General features: G+C 66.1%; 10 protein-coding genes. 2 read left to right on the top strand and 8 right to left on the bottom strand.

The features are described from left to right. Positions 1 to 24 precede the first annotated feature (24 nt). Genes amoH through AB5Y50_RS08510 form a run of 7 tightly spaced genes read right to left on the bottom strand, consistent with a single transcriptional unit; the run spans position 25 to position 15,495 of the window. Positions 25 to 1,569 carry an amonabactin biosynthesis glycine adenylation protein AmoH gene (amoH, locus tag AB5Y50_RS08540; protein ID WP_043155882.1) on the bottom strand — a complete coding sequence of 515 codons (1,545 nt, stop codon included), beginning with the start codon at positions 1,567 to 1,569 and terminating at the stop codon, positions 25 to 27. Then, a complete protein-coding gene (gene amoG, locus AB5Y50_RS08535) occupies positions 1,566 to 7,829 on the bottom strand; it encodes an amonabactin biosynthesis non-ribosomal peptide synthetase AmoG (RefSeq protein ID WP_043155883.1) in 6,264 nt (2,087 codons plus the stop codon). The genes amoH and amoG overlap by 4 nt, the downstream gene beginning before the upstream one ends. Positions 7,830 to 7,843: 14 nt before the next feature. Beyond that, entirely contained in the window at positions 7,844 to 8,593 is a 750-nt protein-coding gene (gene amoA, locus AB5Y50_RS08530; protein ID WP_043155884.1) for an amonabactin biosynthesis protein AmoA, read from the bottom strand. Between the two features lie 20 nt (positions 8,594 to 8,613). Beyond that, the gene (gene amoF / locus AB5Y50_RS08525) at positions 8,614 to 11,715 is read right to left on the bottom strand and encodes an amonabactin biosynthesis non-ribosomal peptide synthetase AmoF (protein WP_053288503.1); all 3,102 of its coding nucleotides are present in this window, start codon (positions 11,713 to 11,715) and stop codon (positions 8,614 to 8,616) included. After that, positions 11,712 to 12,620, bottom strand: coding sequence for an amonabactin biosynthesis bifunctional protein AmoB (gene amoB, locus AB5Y50_RS08520; RefSeq protein ID WP_043156426.1), 909 nt, complete (start codon positions 12,618 to 12,620; stop codon positions 11,712 to 11,714). Before amoB ends, amoF begins: the two co-directional genes overlap by 4 nt. 23 nt (positions 12,621 to 12,643) lie before the next feature. Next, entirely contained in the window at positions 12,644 to 14,311 is a 1,668-nt protein-coding gene (gene amoE, locus AB5Y50_RS08515; RefSeq protein ID WP_043156424.1) for an amonabactin biosynthesis (2,3-dihydroxybenzoyl)adenylate synthase AmoE, read from the bottom strand. Further along, the gene (locus AB5Y50_RS08510) at positions 14,308 to 15,495 is read right to left on the bottom strand and encodes an isochorismate synthase MenF (RefSeq protein ID WP_043156422.1); all 1,188 of its coding nucleotides are present in this window, start codon (positions 15,493 to 15,495) and stop codon (positions 14,308 to 14,310) included. The genes amoE and AB5Y50_RS08510 overlap by 4 nt, the downstream gene beginning before the upstream one ends. Positions 15,496 to 15,815: 320 nt before the next feature. Here AB5Y50_RS08510 and AB5Y50_RS08505 point away from each other — a divergent pair, with 320 nt between their 5' ends. Both AB5Y50_RS08505 and AB5Y50_RS08500 read left to right on the top strand, forming a co-directional pair. Beyond that, the gene (locus AB5Y50_RS08505; protein ID WP_039038906.1) at positions 15,816 to 16,367 is read left to right on the top strand and encodes a lipoprotein; all 552 of its coding nucleotides are present in this window, start codon (positions 15,816 to 15,818) and stop codon (positions 16,365 to 16,367) included. 146 nt (positions 16,368 to 16,513) lie between these two features. After that, complete coding sequence (locus AB5Y50_RS08500) at positions 16,514 to 18,514, top strand: hypothetical protein (RefSeq protein WP_041212925.1); 2,001 nt, start codon at positions 16,514 to 16,516, stop codon at positions 18,512 to 18,514. A 58-nt stretch (positions 18,515 to 18,572) separates the two neighbouring features. Here AB5Y50_RS08500 and glgC read toward each other — a convergent pair whose 3' ends face one another. Next, entirely contained in the window at positions 18,573 to 19,847 is a 1,275-nt protein-coding gene (gene glgC / locus AB5Y50_RS08495) for a glucose-1-phosphate adenylyltransferase (RefSeq protein WP_039038908.1), read from the bottom strand. Between the last annotated feature and the right edge of the window lie 103 nt (positions 19,848 to 19,950).

The raw sequence follows: 19,950 nt of genomic DNA, 5'->3' as shown, positions 1-19,950 counted from the left end.
GCTCTTACCATCCGGCAAGGCCGCCTACTCGGGCAATGGCAGCGCCTTTCTGTCGAGCTTGCCGCTCCCGGTCTTGGGCAGGGCATCCAGCAGGATGAGCCGCGCCGGCACCATGTAGTGCGGCAGCGTCGCCTGCAACCCCTTGCGCAGGGCGAGGCGATTGAGGATCACCCCGCTTTTCGCCTCCACGTAGCCCACCAGCATGGCCTCGTCCCCCTCTCCCACCAGACGCACCGCTGCCTCCTGCACCCCGGCCTGGCGGCGCAGTCCCGCCTCCACCTCGCCGAGCTCGATGCGAAAACCGCGCAGCTTGATCTGATCGTCGCGCCGCCCCAGATAGAGGAAGCGGTCCGCCCCAAGGAGGCGCACCCGATCACCGGTGCGATAGAGGCAATGGGTGGCAAGGCGCAGGAAGGCGGCGCTGGTCAAGGCCGGCTTGCGCCAGTACCCCTCGCACAGGGCCGGGCTCTCGATGCAGAGCTCGCCGCACTCTCCCTCTGCCACCGGCTGCCCCGCCTCGTCCAGCACCCAGTGCCGATAGCCGGGCAGGCTGTGGCTGATGGTGATCTGCCCGCCAACCGGCGGCCAGCGCACCTCGCTCACCAGGGACCAGACGGTAGCCTCGGTCGGCCCATAGCAGTTCCACAGCCGCCGGGTGCGGGCACAGAGCTGCTCGGCCAACCCTGAGTCCAGCGCCTCGCCACCGCACAGGGCGGTGAGGGTATTGCGCCCCTGCCAGCCAGCCTTGAGCAACATACGCCAGCAGGCCGGGGTGGCCTGCAGCCAGTTGATGGAGGGATCGGCCTCGAGCAGCGCCAGCATCCCCAGGGGATCCTTGTTGTGCTCGCCGCCGGCCACCGTGAGCCGACCACCGCCCCAGAGCGGCCCCAGCATCTCCAGCAGGGAGATGTCGAAGGCCGGGGTGGTGATGAAGAGCCAGTGGCAGCCAGGTGAAAGCCCGAGCCGCTCACGGATCCCGTCGAGGAAGCAGAGCAGGGCCCGCCGGCTGATGACCACCCCCTTGGGCTCGCCGGTGGAGCCCGAGGTGAACATCATGTAGGCAGCCAGGGCATCATCCACCTGGGGCCAGGAAACACCCCCTGCCGCTGCTGGCCCGTCGAGGGTGCGCAGCGGACAGCCGAAGGCGGGAGCTGGCCTGTCGCCGTCGCAGATCACCGCCGACAGGCGCGCCTGGCGGGCGATCCCCTGCAGCCGCTCCACCGGAAAGTCCGGCTCAAGGGGCACGAAGGTGAGACCGAGGCGCAGGCAGGCCAGCAGGCTGGCCACCAGATCGGGGCTGCGGGAGAGATAGAGGCCAACCCGCTCCCCCACCGCCAGCCCCTGCAAACGGGCGGCAATCTCGCCGACCCTGGCATTGAGCGCGCCGTAGCTAAGCCACTGTTCATCTGATCCGCCCTCACTGATGCCCTCCCCGCCCATGCGAATGGCGGGGGCGAGCGGGCTGGCGGCCAGACAGGCCGCCAGCCGCGCACCCAGGTTGGCCGCGCCCTCACGGGGGGCCGGCCGGGTTTGCACGAGCGGAGCCTTATGCTTGATGGTCACCGTCATAGCGCGGCCTCCGTTTGGCGCACCAGCCAGTGCCGATAGAGCCGGCTGGGGGATGGGTGGGCTTTGAGCGTCTGCAGGGTAAGTGGCGCCCGATCCTGCGCGAACGCCTCGTTGAGGGCCGCCAGCAGGGCGAGTTGCTGCACCGAATCTACCCCCAGATCCATCAGGGTTTGTTGCCAAATGCCGGGCACGCCGCACTGGCGCTCCCACAGGGCCACCAGCACGCGGGCCTCGGCCGGCGGCTGAGCCAGGCTGGGCTCCGCCCTGGTGGCTACCACCTGCGGCATCACCGGGGACTGTACCGCCGCCACGCTGGCCGGCTGGCTCAGATCCGCCTGTGCTAGCCAGGCGAGTTCGGCCAGCCAGTCAGCCAGCACCGCCTCGGCCCGGGCCTCGGGGATCTGCTCGCCATCGAACTCGAGGCGCAGTTGGAGCGTCTCGCCCCGGCTGCTGACCACCAAGGAGAGCGGCAGCTCCACCTTCTCCACCACGGCGCCAAAGCGCGGCACCAGCTGGTGAGGTTCGGGGGCGGCAGGGGCCGCCGGCATGGGGTAGTTCTCGAACACGAACAGGCTCTGGAACAGACGTGCCCGGCCTTTGGTCAGTGCCGCCAGCGACTGGGTGCCGTGCTCATTGAGTGCCATCAGGTCGGTCTGCAACCGGGCGATATGCTCGGCCAGGGTCAACTCGGTGTGCCACACCAGGGCCAACGGCAGGCTGTTGATATAGAGCCCGACGCTCGCGGTGATCCCCTCGATGGGGTAATCCCGGCCCGGGGTCACGTTGCCCACCAGGGTGACGGCATCGCCAGAGCAGCGTGCCAGCAGACGGTGCCAGGCATATTGGGCCAACAGGCCCGCGGTCACGCCAAGCTCGCGGGCACGATGGGCGAGCAAGGTCGCCACCTCGGCCGGCAACGACGTGGCGCACACCGCCGGTCGCTGCTGGGTATGGCGCCCGCTTGCGCCAGCGTCCAGCGTCACCCCGAACAGGCAGGCGAGATCGTTAGGCGTTGCCAAGAGCTCGCCCCGCCCCTGCCAGTAGGTCTCGGCGCTGCGGGTTTGGCTGGCGATATGGCGGCCAAATTCGAGCCAGGCGGTATCCGGCTCGCGCTGCGGCAACAGGCCATTCATCAGCGCCTGATAGCCGCGATGCAAGGAACCCAGCAACACGGGGCCGCTCCAGCCATCCAGCACGCCGTGATGGGCGCTGAAGATCACCTTGTGGTGATCGGGAGCCAATTTGAAGCAGACAAGGCGCAGCAGGGGCGCCTGCTCCAGCGGGATCGGGCGGGCCAGATCCTGCTCGCGGTAGGCCTGGACCCGTGTCTCTGCATTTTCCACTTCAGACAAGTCCTCATAGTGGAATGGCAACTCGGCATGCTTGAGGATGCGCTGGAGCGCAACCCCGTCCGCCAGCACCAGTTCGCTGCGAAGGGCCGGCCTGCGGGCAATCTGCCCCTGCCAGGCCTGACGGTAGACCGCCACGTCCAGCGGCTGGTGATAGGCGATCTCGGTCTGCAGGTGATAGGCGTGATCCCGGGGCGCCAGCGCCCTGTGATGGAACATGCTCTGCTGAAGCGAGGTCATGGGCAGCAGGGTCTCCACCTCGCGCCCGTTCAGCACCCGATCGAGCGCGCTTTGCGAGAGGCCAAGCCCCGGGAAGTCGCTCGGGGTATGGCGCGGGGCCTTCACCGCGCAGCAGTGCTCCACCAGTGCCGTCAGGTTGTCCGCCAGCCGCGCCATCAGGGCGTCGCTCGCCTGCTGGTTGAGGGCGCCCACCTGACGCAGGGTGAGGCGGCCATCAAACACGCCACCGTGCAGACTGACCAGCTCGCGCGGCAGGTTGTCAGGGGAGCTGGGTGCCCCCGGCGCCATCGACAGAGGCTGCCAGGGCTGAGCAGCCTCGCCCTGATGGCTGACCCCCAGATAGTTGAAGACGATCAGGGCTTCGGGCAGTGCCCAGCCACGTGGGTGGTGCAGTCGCAGGGCGTTGAAGCCCACCCCTTTGTCCGGCACGGCGCGCAGCTGCTCCTTGGTGGCGCAGACCAGCGCGTCCCACTCCTTGGCATCCGCCAGTGCCAGCGGGTAGGTGCTGGTGAACCAGCCCAGGGTACGGCTCACGTCGAGTTCCGCATCGATGGCCTCACGGCCGTGCCCTTCCAGCATCACGCAATGACGTGCGCCATAACCCAGCTCGCTCAGGGTGCGGGTCAGTGCCGCCAGCAGCAGGTCGGGCACCCGGGTGAAGTAGGCCTGGTTGGCGGTGTCGATAAGACGAGCCGTGGTCTCCTGACTCAGTTGCAGCAGGCTGGCGGCGGCGCGGCCATCGGCGGCGCGCGCCGTTTCCAGCAGGTGACCCTGGCTGCCTTCCCCCTGAGCCAGCCAGAAGCCAAGCTGTTCCTCTTCCCGTTTGGCGTAGGCCGCGAGCCCCTCGCCCCACTGGCGATAGCTGCTGCCCTTGGCGGGCAGCGGCTCGCCCCTGCTCACCCGGGCCAGATCCTCGGCCAGAATGCGCCAGGAGACGGCATCGATCACCAGGTGATGGAAGGCGAGGAAGAGCCCCTCCACCGTCTCGCCCTCCCGCGCACCTTCCAGAGAGAGATTGCGCAGGCGGGCCCAGGCCAGGGTGTGGCCGGTGGCAGGGTCGAGCTCTCCCTGCAGCTCGGTCAGGCGGGCTTGCAGCTCAGCCTCATCGAGATTGGCGGCATCCAGGGTCGGCAGCGGCGGCAATGGCAGTTCGGCCAGATAGCGCTGGCCGGTCGGGGTCACCGCCAGACGCAGGGCATCGTGGTGCTGGCGCAGGGCATTCAGCCAGCCGCGCAGAGCCTCATCGTCCACCCCGGCCGGCAGGCGCAGGATCACCCCCTGGTTCCAGTGACCGGACTTGGCAAAGCCCTGCTCGAAGAACCAGTGCTGAATGGGGTGGAGCGGAAACTCGCCGGTCAGGCTGCCCTGCTCGCTCCTGTGGCTGACGGCCTGCTGCTGGCCGAGCTGGCGGCAGAGGCGGCGCACCGTCTTGGCTTCGAACACGTCCTTCACGCTGCAGTGCAGCCCCGCATCCCGCAGCCGGGTGGTGAGCTGGATGCTGAGGATGGAGTCACCGCCCAGACGGAAGAAGTCATCCTCTACCCCGAGCGGTTGCTTGAGCACCCCTTGCCAGATGGCGAGCACGGTCTGCTCCAGTTCGTTTTGCGGCTCGCCCTTGCTCTGCTGCCAGACGATGGCAGGCAGGCGGCGCAAGTCCAGCTTGCCGTTGGGGGTGAGCGGCATCTCGGGCAGCCAGCAGAGGCGCGCCGGCACCATGTATTCGGGCAGGCACTCGCCGGCTCGCTGCAGCAGGGCGTCGCCGTCGGGCTCCCTTGCCCCGGCCTGCAAACAGGCGTAAGCGAGCAGGCGACCCTCCTGCACCACCACCTTGATCTGGCGGATGACCGGGCACAATTCGGCAAGCCGGGTCTCTATCTCACCCGGCTCGATACGATAGCCGCGCAGCTTGATCTGCTCGTCTATCCGGCCCAGATACTGGATGTTGCCGTCGCGGCGCAGCAGGGCCCGATCGCCGGTGCGATAGAGGCGATGGGTACGATCCTCCGCCAGCGCCAGCTCGATAAAGGCCTCCTGGGTACGCTCTGGCAGATTGAGATAGCCGCAGGCCAGCCCCAGCCCCGCCAGGCAGAGCTCGCCTGGGACCCCCACCGGGCAGAGGTTACCCGCCTCGTCCAGGATCAGCGCCTTCAGGTTGTTGACGGGGCTACCTATGGTGATGGGCGCCCCCGGAGTGAGCTGCGCGCAGAGCGCGGTGACGGTGCACTCGGTCGGGCCGTACATGTTGAATAGCGCCACCCGCTCTCCCCAACGCTCCACCAGGCTGCTCGGGCACGCCTCGCCGCCAAAGCCGATGGCCTTGAGGGAACCGAGATCCGCCGGTGGCAGCAGGTTCGCGAGCAGGGCGGTCGGCAAAATCATATGGCTGGCGCCCTTGCTGATGGCGGCAGCGATCACCCCTTCCCCCGGCTCGCCGAAGTGCAGGGCCGCGCCGCAGTACAGGGGCAGCAAGCTGGTCATGTTGCCGGCATCAAACGAGAGGGACATGCAGTTGAACATGGCCCCGTTATGATCAATGGCGATGCGATCACCGTGATCCGCCATCAGGTTGACCAGGCTGCCCTGCTCCACCATGACCCCCTTGGGCAGGCCGGTGCTGCCGGAGGTGTAGATGATCTGGGCCAGCATGGCGGCGTCCCGAGGCAGTGCGGGCGTGCTGGTTGGCATCTTGTCCAGCGCCAGCTGGTGCAGGTTGTGATACTGGGCACCCGTGCCCACCAGCGCCTCGGCAAGCCGCGGGTCCGGCACGCCACCCAGCACCAGGCTGATGGCTGCATCGCCAAGGATATGGGCCAGCCGCTCGGCGGGATAGGCAGGATCGAGGGGCACATAGGCCGCCCCCGCCTTCCAGCAGGCGAGCAGTGCGATGGCAAAGGCGACATCCCGTCTGGCCTGGATGCCGATGGCGGCGCCCGGGGTAACGCCACAGGATTGCAGCCAGTGGGCCAACTGGTTGGCACGCACCTCCAGCTCGCCATAGGTCAACGATTGCGCGCCCTCGCTCACCGCCAGCGCGTCCGGCAACTGAATAGCGCGCCGCTCGATATGACAGAGCAGGGTGTCGCGGCTCGGGTAGTCTTGCGGCAAGTCGGCAAGCTGTGCGGCCAGCGCGGCCTGGTCGGTGCCCGCTTCCAGCGGTAGTTGCCAGATGTCGGTCTCGGGGGCCGCCACCACGGCGCGCATCAGGTGCAGCAGGCGATCGGCATAAGCCTGGATGGTCTCTCGCTCGAACAGGGCGGTGGCAAACAGCCAGTCCACCCGGACGGAGTCCATCAGCTCGGTCACCTTGACCGATATGTCGGTCTTGGCCGGCAGCACAGGCGAGGTCTCCTCCACCAGCTGGCAGCCGGGGATGAGATCGTTGAAGTCCACCTTGGCCTGATAGACCAGCATGATCTGGAAGATGGGGTTGATGGCGGTGGTGCGATCGGCGCCGATGGCCTCGGCCAGCGCCTCGAAGCGGTAGAGCTGGTGATCAAAGGCCGCCAGATCCTCCTCCCGGCACTGCTGCAGATAGTCGACAAAGCTGGGCTTGCCGCTGAGTTGAGTGCGCAGCACCAGGGTATTGACGAAAAAGCCCACCAGCGACTCGATCTCGTGGCGCTCACGATAGGCGAGCGGGGTGCCGATCACCACCTCCTTCTCGCCGCTCTGGCGCACCATCAGCAGGGCAAACAGGGCGTGCAGACCGATAAAGTTGGAGGTGCTGTGGCGTTGGCAGAGGCGCTTGAAGCTCTCCCACTGGTCGCTCTCGATGGTGGAGAAGACCAGCTCGCCGCCGCTGTCCTGATGGGCCGGGCGCGGCTTGTCGAGCGGCAGACCGTGAACCTCGGGGCTGCCACCGAGTCGATCGACCCAGAACGGCTTGAACTCGGCGTGATAATCGAGAAAACGGTCCGAGTTGAACCAGCGGGCATAGTCGATGTAGGTGAGCGGCAGCTCGCTCACCTGCAGGGGCTCGCGGTTCTGATGGGCAAGAAAGGCGCGCTTGAGATCCGCGAACATGTTCTTGACCGACCAGCCGTCGGAGATGATGTGGTGCTGGGTGATCAGCAGCACGTGCTCGCGGCTGCCCAGCCGAATAAGGTGCACCCGGCTGAGATCCCCCCGGGTCAAGGAGAAGGGGCGTCCAATCTCTTCCCGCACCCGGCGGGCCACATAGGCCTCGCGCTCGGCAATGGGCTCTGCGCTCACATCCTCAATCTGCAACGTGAAGGGCGTATGGGGCAGGATCTCCTGCGCCCCCCTGCCCGCCTCGTCCTTGATGAAGCGGGTGCGCATGCTGGGGTGGCGGGCAAACAGGTGGTCGAAGGCAAACTCCAGCGCCGCCGTGTCCAGCTCTCCCTTGACGCGAAAATAGACCGGCATATTGTAGAGGTGGGAGGCCTCCTCGTACTGCTCGATAAACCAGAGCCCGCTCTGGGACGAGGAGAGCGGCCCCTGCCGGGCGCCCTCGGCGGCGATAGGTTCTTCGAAGGCGGCACGGGCCGCCAGGCAGCGCACCAGCTCATCCTTGTGGGCCTTGATGGTGGCACCGATGGCCGGCGTCACCGCCTCCTTGCTCGACTGGGAGATAAGCTGACCTTTGTCGTTCAGAGCCAGCTTGACCCCCTGCCGTTCCAGCTGTTTCAACAGCAAAATCATATTGTTCATCTGTTTCTCAAGCCTCAGGCACTCAGGGTGGCGCCGCCGTCGACGACCAGATCCTGCAGCGTGATGTGGCTGGCCAGATCCGAGGCCAGGAAGAGGACGGTATGGGCGATCTCCGCCGGGGTGGCGACCTTGCGCAGGGGGATGCCGAGCTTGAACTGCTCCGGCAACCCGGCAATGGTGCGGGCCATGGCCTCCTCGCTTGGCAGCATGCCGCGCAGCATGGGGGTATCCGTCGAGCCCGGCGACACCAGGTTGGCGCGCACGCCGAAGGGGGCCAGCTCCAGCCCCACCGTCTGGGTCAGGCTGGTGACCGCCGCCTTGGAGGCGCAATAGGCCGCCATCTGCATGCGCGGCACATGGGCGGCGTTGGAGCCGATGGTGACGATGGCACCGCGCTGCTGCCCCTTGAAGTGGGGCACCAGGGCCCGCAGCAGATAGAAGACGCCGCTGGCGTTGACCGTCATGCAGTCGTGCCAGTCGTCATCGCTCAAGGCGTCGGTGGGGCCGAGGCGCAGCACTCCGGCCCCGTTCACCAGCACATCGAGCCCGCCGTCTGCCAGCAGCGCTGCGCAGCAGGCGTTGACCGCCTTCGAGTCGCCAATATCGAGCAGCCGGGTGGCATAGGGGTAATCGGCTTCGGGAAACGCCAGATCCAGCCCCACCACACAGGCGCCGGCTGCCACGAACTGCGTCGCCACCTCGCGGCCGATGCCGCGCCCTGCTCCGGTCACCCAGACCCGCTTGCCAGTGAAATCAAAGGCCATTGCTTGTTGCTCCTTATCCATCACCACACCATCTCCACGCTCTCTTCGTCCTCGGAAAGCAGGCCGTCGAGGAAACGGCAGAAGTCGTCCAGGCGCGGGTGATCGAACACGTCGGAGACCTTGACCTGCACCCCGAACTCGGCGCCGAGCCGGTTGACGATCTGAATGGTCTGCAGGGACTGGCCCCCCAGTTCGAAGAAGTTGTCCGTGGGCGCCATGGTGGCCAGCCCAAGGATCTGCTGCCAGATAGTGCCGACCCGGTTCTCGGTCTCGCTGCCCAGGGTCAAGGCTTCGCCGCCCGCCTGGTAGGCGGCCAGCAGGGCCTTGCGATCCAGCTTGTTGGAGCCGGTGCGGGGCAGCTGGTCATAGTGGCGATAGTCGGTGGGGATCATGGCGGCAGGCAGCACCTTGGCCAGCTGCGCCTTGATGACCCGGCTGTCGCGCTCCGACCCCGCCACGAAGGCCACCAGCCGGCGCACGCTGCCGATGCTCACCCCCTGCACGCACGCCTCGTCCACCCCCGGCAGGGCCAGCAGCTGGGCCTCCACCTCGCCGGGCTGGATGCGATAGCCGCTTATCTTGAATTCGTTGTCGCGCCGACCAAGGTAGACCAGCCGGCCATCCACCAATCGCACCCGATCGCCGGTGCGGTAGACAGGCATCTGCTCCGCCCCAACACGGAGGGTATCGAAACTACCTTGCACGTCCCCCACGTAGCCGTTGGCCAGCTGCGGGCCGAGCAGCACCAGCTCCCCCTCCTCGGCGGGTTGCTCCCCCGCCCCCAGAATGAGCGCCTGCATGCCGGGCAGCGGCAGGCCGATGGGCAACTGGGCCTGGCTCGGGTCTTCCCGCTGCAGCTCCTGGGTGGTCACCACCACTGTGGTTTCGGTGGGGCCGTAGGTGTTGAAGAGGCGCACATCGGAGCGGCCCTGGCGCTGCCACTGGGCCAACTGCTCGGGGTAGACCGCCTCGCCGCCGATAATGACGGTGGTAAGCCCGGCAGGAATATGGGCCTGGCCCGCCGTCAGCGCCACCACCCACTCGTTCCAGAACGCGGTAGGCAGGTCGAGGTGGGTGATCCCCATCTGCTCCACCCCGGCCGCGAAGGCGGGCATGGATTCGAGCAGGGCGTCGGTGCGCAGCACCAAGGTGGCACCGGCGCTCAAGGTGGCGAACACCTCCTCGATGCTGGCGTCGAAGTTGAAGGGGGCGAATTGCAGCATCCGCGCGTCTTCATCGAGGTGATAGCGGCAGCGGGCCGCAGCGGCGAAGTGATCCAGGGCGCCGTGGCTCACCGCCACCCCCTTGGGCAGGCCGGTGGAGCCCGAGGTGAACATCAGGTAGGCGACGGCGCAACCGGCGGCCGGCTGGTTGAGCCGATCGCCACTCACCAGATCCCCCGCCAGCAGGGTGCGCCCCTCAAACAGGCTGGCCAGCTTGTGGCGGTACTCGGCCTGGGTGATCAGGGTCTTGACCTCCCCCAGCCGCAGAATATGGCCCTGGCGCTCCAGCGGCTGCTCGGGATCGAGGGGCACATAGACGGCGCCCGCCAGCAGCACCGCCAGCTGGGCGAAGATGGCCTGGGGGGTGCGGGCCAGCATGACCCCCACCTTGTCGCCGGGGGCGACGCCTTCGGCCTGCAAGGCGGCCGCCATCTGTTCGGCTCTGGCCAGCAGCGCCTCGTAGCTGAAGCGGGCCTCTCCCTGCGCCGTGCGCTGAATCAAGGCAATCTTGTCCGGGGTCTGGGCGGCGAAGTGGCAGAGCGCCTCCAGCACAGGCCGCGTCTTGATCACTTCATGGGTGGGGCCGGCGATCAGGGCCCTGGCCCGCTGCTCCGCCAGCCAGTCGGCCTTGAGCGTCCCCAGGGTCTGGGCGGGCTCGGCCAGCCAGCGTCCCAGCAGGGCAAACAGGGTATCGGCGATGGCTGCCAGATCCGCCTGACAGTAGCAGCCGGGGTTGGCGTCCAGATCCAGTCTGGGCTGACCATCGACGCCGACCTGCACCTCGATGGTGAGATCCTCCACCGGGCCGGCGCTGATGTTGAGAATATGGGCAGATAGCGGCCCGAAGCGGCGAGCGTGATCGAACGGCATGATGTTGACCAGCGGGCCGAACAGGCGTTTGTCGCCCCCCACCAGGCCAAGGTCGCGACGCAGCAGCTCGTAGCGGTAGTGCTGGTGTTTGCGCACCCCGCGCTTGGCCTTGGCCACGGCGCCGGCGGCTCCCGCCAGATCCAGCTCTTCACCAAGCGCGAGAGCCAGGGGGGTAATGTTCATCTGCATGCAGGGCACGGTCAGGGACGCCGAGCCGATGCGGTTCATCATCATCAGGCCGAGCAGGGTCTTATCCTGGCCGCTCGACAGCGACAGCTGGGCCGAGAGGCCGGCCAGCAGCAGATCGGGCCAGCCCAGCTTGTGCTCGTCGGCAAAGCCGGTCAGGGATTGCCAGAGCGCCGCCGGCAGCGGACGGCTCTCGCGGATAAATTCGGCGGCAATCGGCGCCCGTAACGAGCCAAATGATGTCACCTCGGGCCAGCCTTGCAGTTGCTCCTGCCAGAAGGCGCGGGCGGCGGCGTTCTTGCCGCTCTGCTCACGGCTCGCCTCTTCGGCCAGCACCTCAGCCAACGAGCCGAAGGGGGATGGGGAGTTCATCTCACCGGCCAGCCCCTCTGCATACAGCTCGGCGATGCGCTGGAACAGCAAGGTGGTACCAAAGCCATCCAGCGCGATGTGGTGCACGCAGCTGTAGAGGTAATCGCGGCCGGGGCCGCGCAGCAGGGCGAAACGGCAGGGCGCTTCTTGGGTCAACTCGAACGGGCGGCGCAGATCGGCCCAGGCCCAGGCGCGGGCCAGCGTCTCGTCATCGCGCTCGAGGGAGACCTCTTCATAGGCCAGGGGCAGCTCGGCCGGGACGAAGCAGACCGCCTCCTTATCGTCTTCGAAGTGGCCCTTGAGCGCCTCGCACTCCCCCACCGCCTTGGCAAGGGCCGCGGCCAGCACGGCCGCCTCGACCTTGCCGTCGAAGGCGATGCACTCGGCGGTGTTGAACATCGCCTTGTCGTCGTTCAGCAGATGTCCGGACCAGAGCCCCTGCTGAGGTATGGTCAAGGGGAAGCGGTTCATGGGGTCACCTCCAGCGCCTGGGCTGCCAGCCTGGCCTCGATCAGGCGCCACCAGCCGTTGAGGGTCGGCAACTTGGCGAGATCCACGAAGCCGAGCTCGACCCCGGCGGCGCGCCACTCGGTGAGCAGGGCCATGATCCGCACCGAATCCAGACCGTAGTCGATGAGGTTCTCATCGGGGTCAAACTCATCTTCGTCCTCGTCGATATGACTCAGCAGCCGCGCCTTGAGCCCCTCATACGTCAGCAACGGATTGCTCTGGACGGCAGAAGCGGCAACCGGCGCAAGGGCCAGCACCTCCTCGCAGCGGATCACCTTGCCGCAGCGGGTCGCCACGTAGTCGAGCGCCATCTGGTGGTCGGCCAGGGAGAAGTCCGCCACCCCGTCCGCCAGGAAGAAGGGCTGGATGTCGCGCATGAAGGCGTCGCAGGCGGTCATCATGCAACCGATATGGCCGTAGATGCCGCCGATGATCAGCTGATCCCGCCCCAGCGCTTTGAGCATCTGCTCGAGCTCGGAGCGCTGGAAGGCGCTGTAGCGCCACTTGACCAGCACGGTGTCGTCCCGCTCCGGGCGCAGGGCTGCCACCACCTGCTGCTGCTCGGGCCGTTTGTTGAGCCCCGGGCCCCACATGTCGTTGAGCAGGGCGCGATCCTCAGGGGATTGATCCTTGGGCTGGGCGGTGTAGAAGACCGGGATGCCGAGGGCCTTGCACTGCTTGCGCACGGCGGCCAGGCGCTCGGTGAGCGCCGCGATCAACGGGCTGTTTTCGCCATAGAAGGCGGTGAAGTACTCCTGCATGTCGTGGATCAGCAGGGCGGCGCGCTTGGGATCCAGAGACCAGTCGACCTTGTTGGCCTTCCACTGGCTGGGTATGGCGTAATTGTTCAGGGTTGGGATTGCCATAACGTCATGATTCCTTTTTAGTTTTATGCTGTTGTCAGGGGCTGGTTGGCGGCGATGGCGTGCGCAATGCGCGCCCGCAGCCCCTGCTTGTCAATCTTGCCCACCGCCGTCATGGGCAGGGCGTCCAGAGTTTCGAAGCGGTCGGGCAGCTTGAAGTCCGCCACCCCGCGCTCGCGCAGAAACTTGCGCAAGGCCAGCGGCTTCAAGGCGGGATCCGTGCTGACGATGAAGGCGCAGCTCTTCTCCCCCATGGCGCTGTCGGGCATGGAGACCAGGGCCGCATGGGTGATGGCAGGGTGGTGCAGCAGCTGGTTTTCCACCTCTTCCGCCGCGATCTTCTCGCCTCCCCGGTTGATCTGATCCTTCTGCCGCCCCACCACGGTGAGGTAGCCATCGGCATCCTGTACCACCAGATCGCCGGAGCAGTAGAAGCCCTCGGCATCAAACACCCGGGCGTTGTGGGCCGGGCTCTGGTAGTAGCCGCGGAAGGTATAGGGGCCGCGGGTGTGCAGGGCGCCAGGCTCGCCGGGGGCAACCGGATTGCCCGCCTCATCGAGGATGCGCACCTCGTCGTCCGGGCTCATGGGGCGGCCCTGGGTGTGAATGACCTTCTCGTCGGGATCAGAGAGCCGGGTGTAGTTGACCAGCCCTTCCGCCATGCCGAACACCTGCTGCAGCCGGCAGCCGAGCAGCGGCCCAATCTTGCTGGCCACCGCCTCCCCCAGCTTGGCGCCGCCCACTTGCAGCAAGTCGAGGCTCTCGAGCTGAATGCGCGCAGTGGGGTCCGCTTCCGCTGCCTGCAGCCAGAGCGAGACCGCCGGCGGCACCAGCGAGGTGAGGTTGACCCGGTGGCGGGCGATCAGCGGAAAACAGCTGATGGGGCTGGGGTCGGGGGCGAGCACCACGGTGCCGCCTGCCTCGAACACCCCCAGGGCGCCCGGGGAGCTCAGGGGGAAATTGTGGGGCGCCGGCAGGGCGCACAGATAGCGGGTATGGGAGCCGAGGCCGCAAATTTCGTTGCTGCGGCGCACGCTGTACAGGTAATCGTCATGGGTGCGCGGGATAAGCTTGGGGGTGCCTGTGCTGCCACCGGAGAGCTGGAAGAAGGCCACCTCGTTCGCCGGGGTCGGGGCAAAGGAGACGGATGGGGAGCTCCCCTCATCCCCCTCGCCGAGCCAGCGAGCCAGCCCCAGCTCCCCCCCATCGCCATCCAGCAGCACCAGCTCGGCACCGATGGTTGTCAGCAGCTCGCTCTCGCGTCCCTTGCTCGCAAACAGCGGGTGGGTCAGCGAGCCGACAAAGAGGCGCGGAGTGATCTGCTCGGCATAAGAGAGGAGCTCCAGCCGGTTGTGGCTAAAGAGCGCGTTGACCGGCGCAATGCCGGCCTTGAGCAGGGCGAAGAACACCAGATAGAACTCGGCCACGTTGGGGAGTTGCACCAGTGCGGTGTCCCCCACCCCCAGGCCGTGGCGGGCAAGATTTGCGGCCAGCCGGCTCGAGGCGGCGTCCAGCTCACGATAACTGAAGCGGCGCTCGCCGCAGAGGATGGCCTCGGCGTCAGGTGCCAGCTCGCACTGACGCGCCAGCATGGCGGTCAGCGGCTCGCCGCGCCAATAACCCTTGGCGCGGTACAGCTCCGCCAACTCTTCGGGCCAGCGGGTATAGGGCAGGAAGCGGTTGGACTGGGTCATTGTGCCACCTCCAAATCCAGGCCCAGGGCCTTGAGCATGGTCCCCAGCTTGGTGCCGGTCTCGGCCCACTCCATGGCGGGATCCGAGCCCGCGACGATGCCGGCGCCGGCAAACAGCTCCACTTGATGGCCATCGAGCACGCCACAACGGATCACCACGGCCCACTCGCCGTTGCCCTGGCTGTCGCACCAGCCGACGATGCCGCTGAACAGGGCTCGCCGGAAGGGCTCCTGCTCGCGGATGAACTGGCGGGCCAGATCGGTGGGATAGCCGCACAGGGCCGGGGTGGGATGCAGTTGGCAGGCCAAGGAGAGCACCGACGCCTCGCCGCCATTGAGCCGGCCAGCGATGGGAGTGCCCAGATGCCAGAGGGTATCCGTGCTCATCAGCGAGGGATGAGCGGGGATCGCCAGCTCGCGGCAGTGGGGGGTCAGCACCCGGCGGATCTCGTCGATCACCAACTTGTGTTCATGCTGGTCCTTGCGAGAGGCCAGCAGATCCCGAGCCACCATCTCGTCTTGCGCCGGCTCGCTCGCCCGTCTGGCGGAGCCCGCCAGCGGGTGGGTAAACACCTCTCCCCCGCTGACCCGCAGCAGCAGCTCGGGGCTTGCGCCCAGCAGGCGGCGACCCTGGCCGAGCGGCAGGGAGAAGTGGAAGGCGTGGGGATTCTGGGCCATCAGACAGCTCATCACCCGCTTAGGGTCGGCGGGCTGATGCAGGGTGAGTGTCAGCTTGCGCGACAACACCACCTTGGCGAGCCGGCCTTGTGCAAACGCATCCAGCGCCGCACTGACCGAGGCCTGAAATTCGCTGGCCGGCGGGGTGCTCTGCACCGAGATGACCCGGTTGGCCTCGGGGGCCTGCTCAGCCGCGGTCACCGATGACGGCTCTGTCGGGGCCAGTTTCTCGCCCCGCTCATAACGGCCGGGCACATAGAGGCAGGAAGCCTCTGCCGGATCAAACGCAAAAGCACCTATCAGCAGAGGGTTGGTCTGGCCGGCAGCCCTGGCGGCATCGAGGGCCAGGGTTATCTGCTGTGCCAGCAGGGGCCACTCGCAGGCGGGGGTGGTGATGGGTTGCCCCAGGTCAGTGGCACTGATCGTGCCCTGACACGAGGTAAACAAGAAATCAGGCGACATCTTCGCCTCGGCAGGTGCGCCATTGTCCATTACTCGAGTCTTCACGTAACACCCTCAAAGAAGATTCAAAATGATAATGATTATCAGTTTGACTTTGTGCGGCGGTAAAATACTCGCTTTGAAATCGCGGGGTCAATGGGATTTTGCATCGTTAAAACAGGAGCTTGTCTGTGGGTATGTCGGGGATGACGCCAGGGCGGGCCTGCTGGCGGTGAAGGGAAACCGCTACTCGAATGAAAACGGATTGCCATCCCCATATGGGGGATGCGACAGAAACCGGTCAGGGCGGCCCCACTGGCGGCCAACCCGCTTTGCCTCTAAGATGGCGCCACCTCTTGTGACAGCCCCGAAAATGGAACCCTCCCATGTTGAAACACCTGCTTCTGCTCCCCTTCGCCCTGCTGCTGGCGGCCTGCTCGCTGACCCAGTACAGCGTCAGCGAAGGGGAGATCAACCAGTACCTCAAGGAGCGAGTCGCCTTCGAGAAACAGCTGGGGATCCCCGGCATCATGTCGAGCAAGATCCGACTCGATGACATGCAAAGCCGCATCGGCCGCAGCCAGGCCGACAAGGTCGAGCTGGATGCCGCCGGCGAGCTGCAGGTGGCAAGCCCCCTTGGCAGCCAGCAGATGAAGATCCGCCTCTCCCTGCGGGCACGCCCGGACTATGTGGCCGAACAGGGCGCCATCTATCTGCGCGATCTCGAGCTGCTCTCCGTCAAGACCGAGCCGGCGGACGTGGGCACCGCCCTCTCCCCGCTCTTGCCCACCTTCAACCAGTCCCTCTCTCTGTTCCTCTCACAGACCCCAGTCTACCGGCTCGATGGCAGCCGCCAGAACGAGGCGCGGATCAAGGAGAAGGTCGAAGCCCTCAAGGTGGAGCCGGGCCGACTGGTCATCCCCTTCAAACTGATGTGACACCTGCCGCCGCGCCCCTCCTCTTCACCCCACCGGGGCGCGGTTTTTTTCTTCTCAAGCCCCGCCCTTTGCCCCATAATGCACACCATTCTCATTTAGATTCATGAGAAGCGTCATAATAAAATCAACAATATGGTGAGAAGGACATGAGAAAAACCGTACTGGTGCAGGCGATCGCCTGCGCACTCCTCAGCAGCGCCGCACAGGCTGCCGTCAAGGTGGAGGACAAGACGTTCAACACCGCCGCCAACATGCTGGCCTACACCGAATTCGAGCTCTCCGGCGAGCCGCTGGCCGAGGCCATCGGTCTGGATCTGGATGTGCTGGACGCCAACCGCGCCGACGAGCCGACCCCGTTCGACTTCGCCGCCGGCATCGAATCCTATGAATACTCCGAAGAGGCAATGTACGCCCTCAACTACCAGTCCGGCATGGGCCCCCATCTGGTCAACGGGCCGCAAAACCAGGCCCGTGGCGGCACCCTGGCCGACCTGGGCAAACGGGTACTGGCCATGGCCGAGGCCGTCGGCTTCCCCGCCGATGAAATTCCCCAGGGCATGTATCCCCTCTCCCTGCCCTACGCCTCCGCCAACCCGGAGTTCGCCCAGGCCGTGAACGCCACCCCGGTCAACGGTGACCAGATCACCATCAAGACCGCCAAGGGCAACGAGAAGAGCGTCAAGACCCAGGTCCCCGCCTACTTCCGCGACTACGCCACCCTGCGCTGGAGCGGCAGTGACAACCTGCTGGTCCCGGCCGCCGTGGGCGGCATCTTGCTCAAGGAAGTGATGTGGTCCCAGGACTTCCTCGGGGGCATGCACGTGGCCGAGACCGATGAAGAGGTGGAAGCCGCGTCCGCCACCATGGATCAGGACGGCAAGCACAAGCTGGGGGTTTCTGCCGCCGACGGCTTCAACGGCATGATGCTGACCGAGCAGTCCATCGACAAGCTCGCCATCCTGCAAGGTCAGCTCGGCTTTGACGGCAAGACCCTGGGCGCCAAAATCACCCCGCAGTACGATCCGGCCAAGGGGGTTGTCTACTTCCCTCATCAGGTGAAAGTGACCGAGACCAGCAAGAACGACGCCGGTGCCATCGGCAAGCTGGAGGTCGTGGACGGCTCCGCCCAGTTGCGCGACGCCTGGATGCTGCTGTGGCCCCTCTCCGAGTTCTACGCCTTCAGCGATCAGCGCACGGCCAACACCAATCAGAACCCGGCCTTCCACGCCGTGTTTGACGGTGCCCCGTTCGCCGCCGCTCCGGCTGCCAACCAGACCAACGATCTGGGCAAGGCGGTGGCGGGCAGCGATGCCTTCTCCCTGGCCCTGAACCTCTCCAACCTCACCTTCAAGAACCTGCTGGCCCTGCACTTCGAGCCCAAGGCCGGCACCCTGGTCGACAGCTGGCAAGCTGGCAAACAGGCCGGGCACGTCACCACCTTCGACGCCGCCTACGCCCTGGTCGCCCTGCAGATCTTCCAGCGCGCCCAGGATGCGCTGCCTGTGGGTTACGCCGCCGGTGACAATGGCGAGCTGAACCTCAAGACCCCACAGGGTGAGCAGGCGATCGCACTGGTCCGCAAGCAGGCCGATTTCATCCTCGCCAACCTCAAGGGCAAGAACGGCCTGGTCCATGACGGTCTGACACTGGGCGGCAAGCTTGACGCCGGTCAGTCCATCGACGCGCAGTTCGCCGCCATCCGCGGCCTGACCGCCGCCTTCCTGGCCACCTCGGATGCCAAGTACCGCACCGCGGCGCGCGAGCTCTTCATCGCCGCCGACAAGGCCTACTTCAATGCCAAGGCCGGTACCTGGCTCGCCGGCAAGCAGGGTGAATACACCCCCTGGACCCAGGCCGCCATCTCCGGCGCCCTGCGCTCTGCCATGCTGAACCTGCGCAACGAAGGGGCCGAGAAGGCACCCGAGCTGGAGCTGGCCCAGCTGACCCAGCGCTACGTGAGCTGGTTCCGCGGCACCGTCAACGGCGGCATGCAGATGGCCGAGTGGATCGGCGACTCCGGCGAGAACGTCATCGAGGGGGCCAGCAGCGACACCGACGAAGATGGCGTCCCGCAAGTGACCGCCGCCGGTGGCAAGCATGGCACCGCCATGGTGATGGCCGGCAAGGCCCTGGTCAGCGAGAAATAAATCGACCACCAATAGAAAGGGAGCCCAGGGCTCCCTTTTTTTGTCTGTGTCGACGAAGTTAGCCGAGCTTGGCCAGCATCGGCTTGGTCACCAGCACGATGCCCTGCTCGGAGCGGTAGAAGCGGCGTGCATCCTCGTCCGCGTTCTCCCCCACCACCAGGCCGTCTGGCAGCTTGCATCCCTTGTCCACCACCACCCTGCGCAAGCGGCAACCAGCCCCGATCTCGACCCCGGGGAAGATCACCGCCTGATCCAGGGTACAGAAGGAGTGCACCCGCACGTTGGTGAACAGCACCGAGTTGAGCACGAAGGAGCCGCTCACGATGGAGCCCCCCGCGAACATGGAGTTGATGGTCATGCCGTGCTGGCCGTTTCTGTCCTGCACGAACTTGGCCGGGGGCGACATGTTCTGGCTGGTCCAGATGGGCCAGTTCTCGTCATAGATGTCGAGCTCGGGCACCACGGAGGCAAGGTCCATGTTCGCCTCCCAGAACGAATCCAGGGTCCCCACGTCGCGCCAGTAGGGTTTTTGCCCCTCCTTGGCCCCGACACAGGACATGTTGAACGGGTGGGCAAAGGCCTTGCCCTCCCCCACGATGCGCGGGATCACGTCCATGCCGAAGTCGTGCTTGGACTCCTGGTTGTGGATGTCCTCTTCCAGCAACTGGTAGAGGTACTCCGCCTCGAAGATGTAGATGCCCATGGAGGCCAGCGAGCGATCCTCGCAGCCCGGCATGGCAGGCGGATTGGCCGGTTTCTCCACGAAGGCGCGGATCTTGCGTTGCTCGTCGATGTCCATGACGCCGAAAGCCGATGCCTCGCAGCGTGGTACCTCGATACAGGCCACCGTCACCTTGGCACCGAGGCGCACGTGATCCAGCAGCATGGCGGCGTAGTCCATCTTGTAGATGTGATCCCCTGCCAGCACCACGATGTACTTGGGACCGTAGTCACGGATGATGTCGACGTTCTGGTAGATGGCGTCTGCGGTGCCGCGATACCAGTGCACCTCGTCCACCCGCTGCTGGGCGGGCAGCAGGTCGATGAACTCGTTCATCTGGTAGCGCAGGAAAGACCAGCCCGATTGCAGGTGGCGCAACAGGCTGTGGGACTTGTACTGGGTCACCACACCCACCCGGCGGATGCCGGAGTTGATGCAGTTGGAGAGCACGAAGTCGATGATACGGAATTTGCCGCCAAAGTGGACGGCGGGCTTGGCGCGGTTATCGGTCAACTGCTTCAGGCGGCTGCCCCGTCCCCCTGCGAGCACCAAGGCCATACTCTGATTCAATAGTTGCCGTGCTTTGGCGGTGTCTACGGGTTCTAGCAACATATCTACCTCTGCTCTGTTGGGGCTGTTTTCAACCCATCTTCGCTTTTTTTACAGACCATGAAAGTGTTTTCACTCACATTTAGTTGCATTCCGCCGGCGCTTT

Source organism: Aeromonas sp. s6 (assembly GCF_040907815.1).
Taxonomy (GTDB): Bacteria; Pseudomonadota; Gammaproteobacteria; order Enterobacterales; family Aeromonadaceae; genus Aeromonas; species Aeromonas caviae.
The sequence above is the reverse complement of the archived record's forward strand: the minus strand, read 5'-3'. Positions and strand labels throughout refer to the sequence as shown.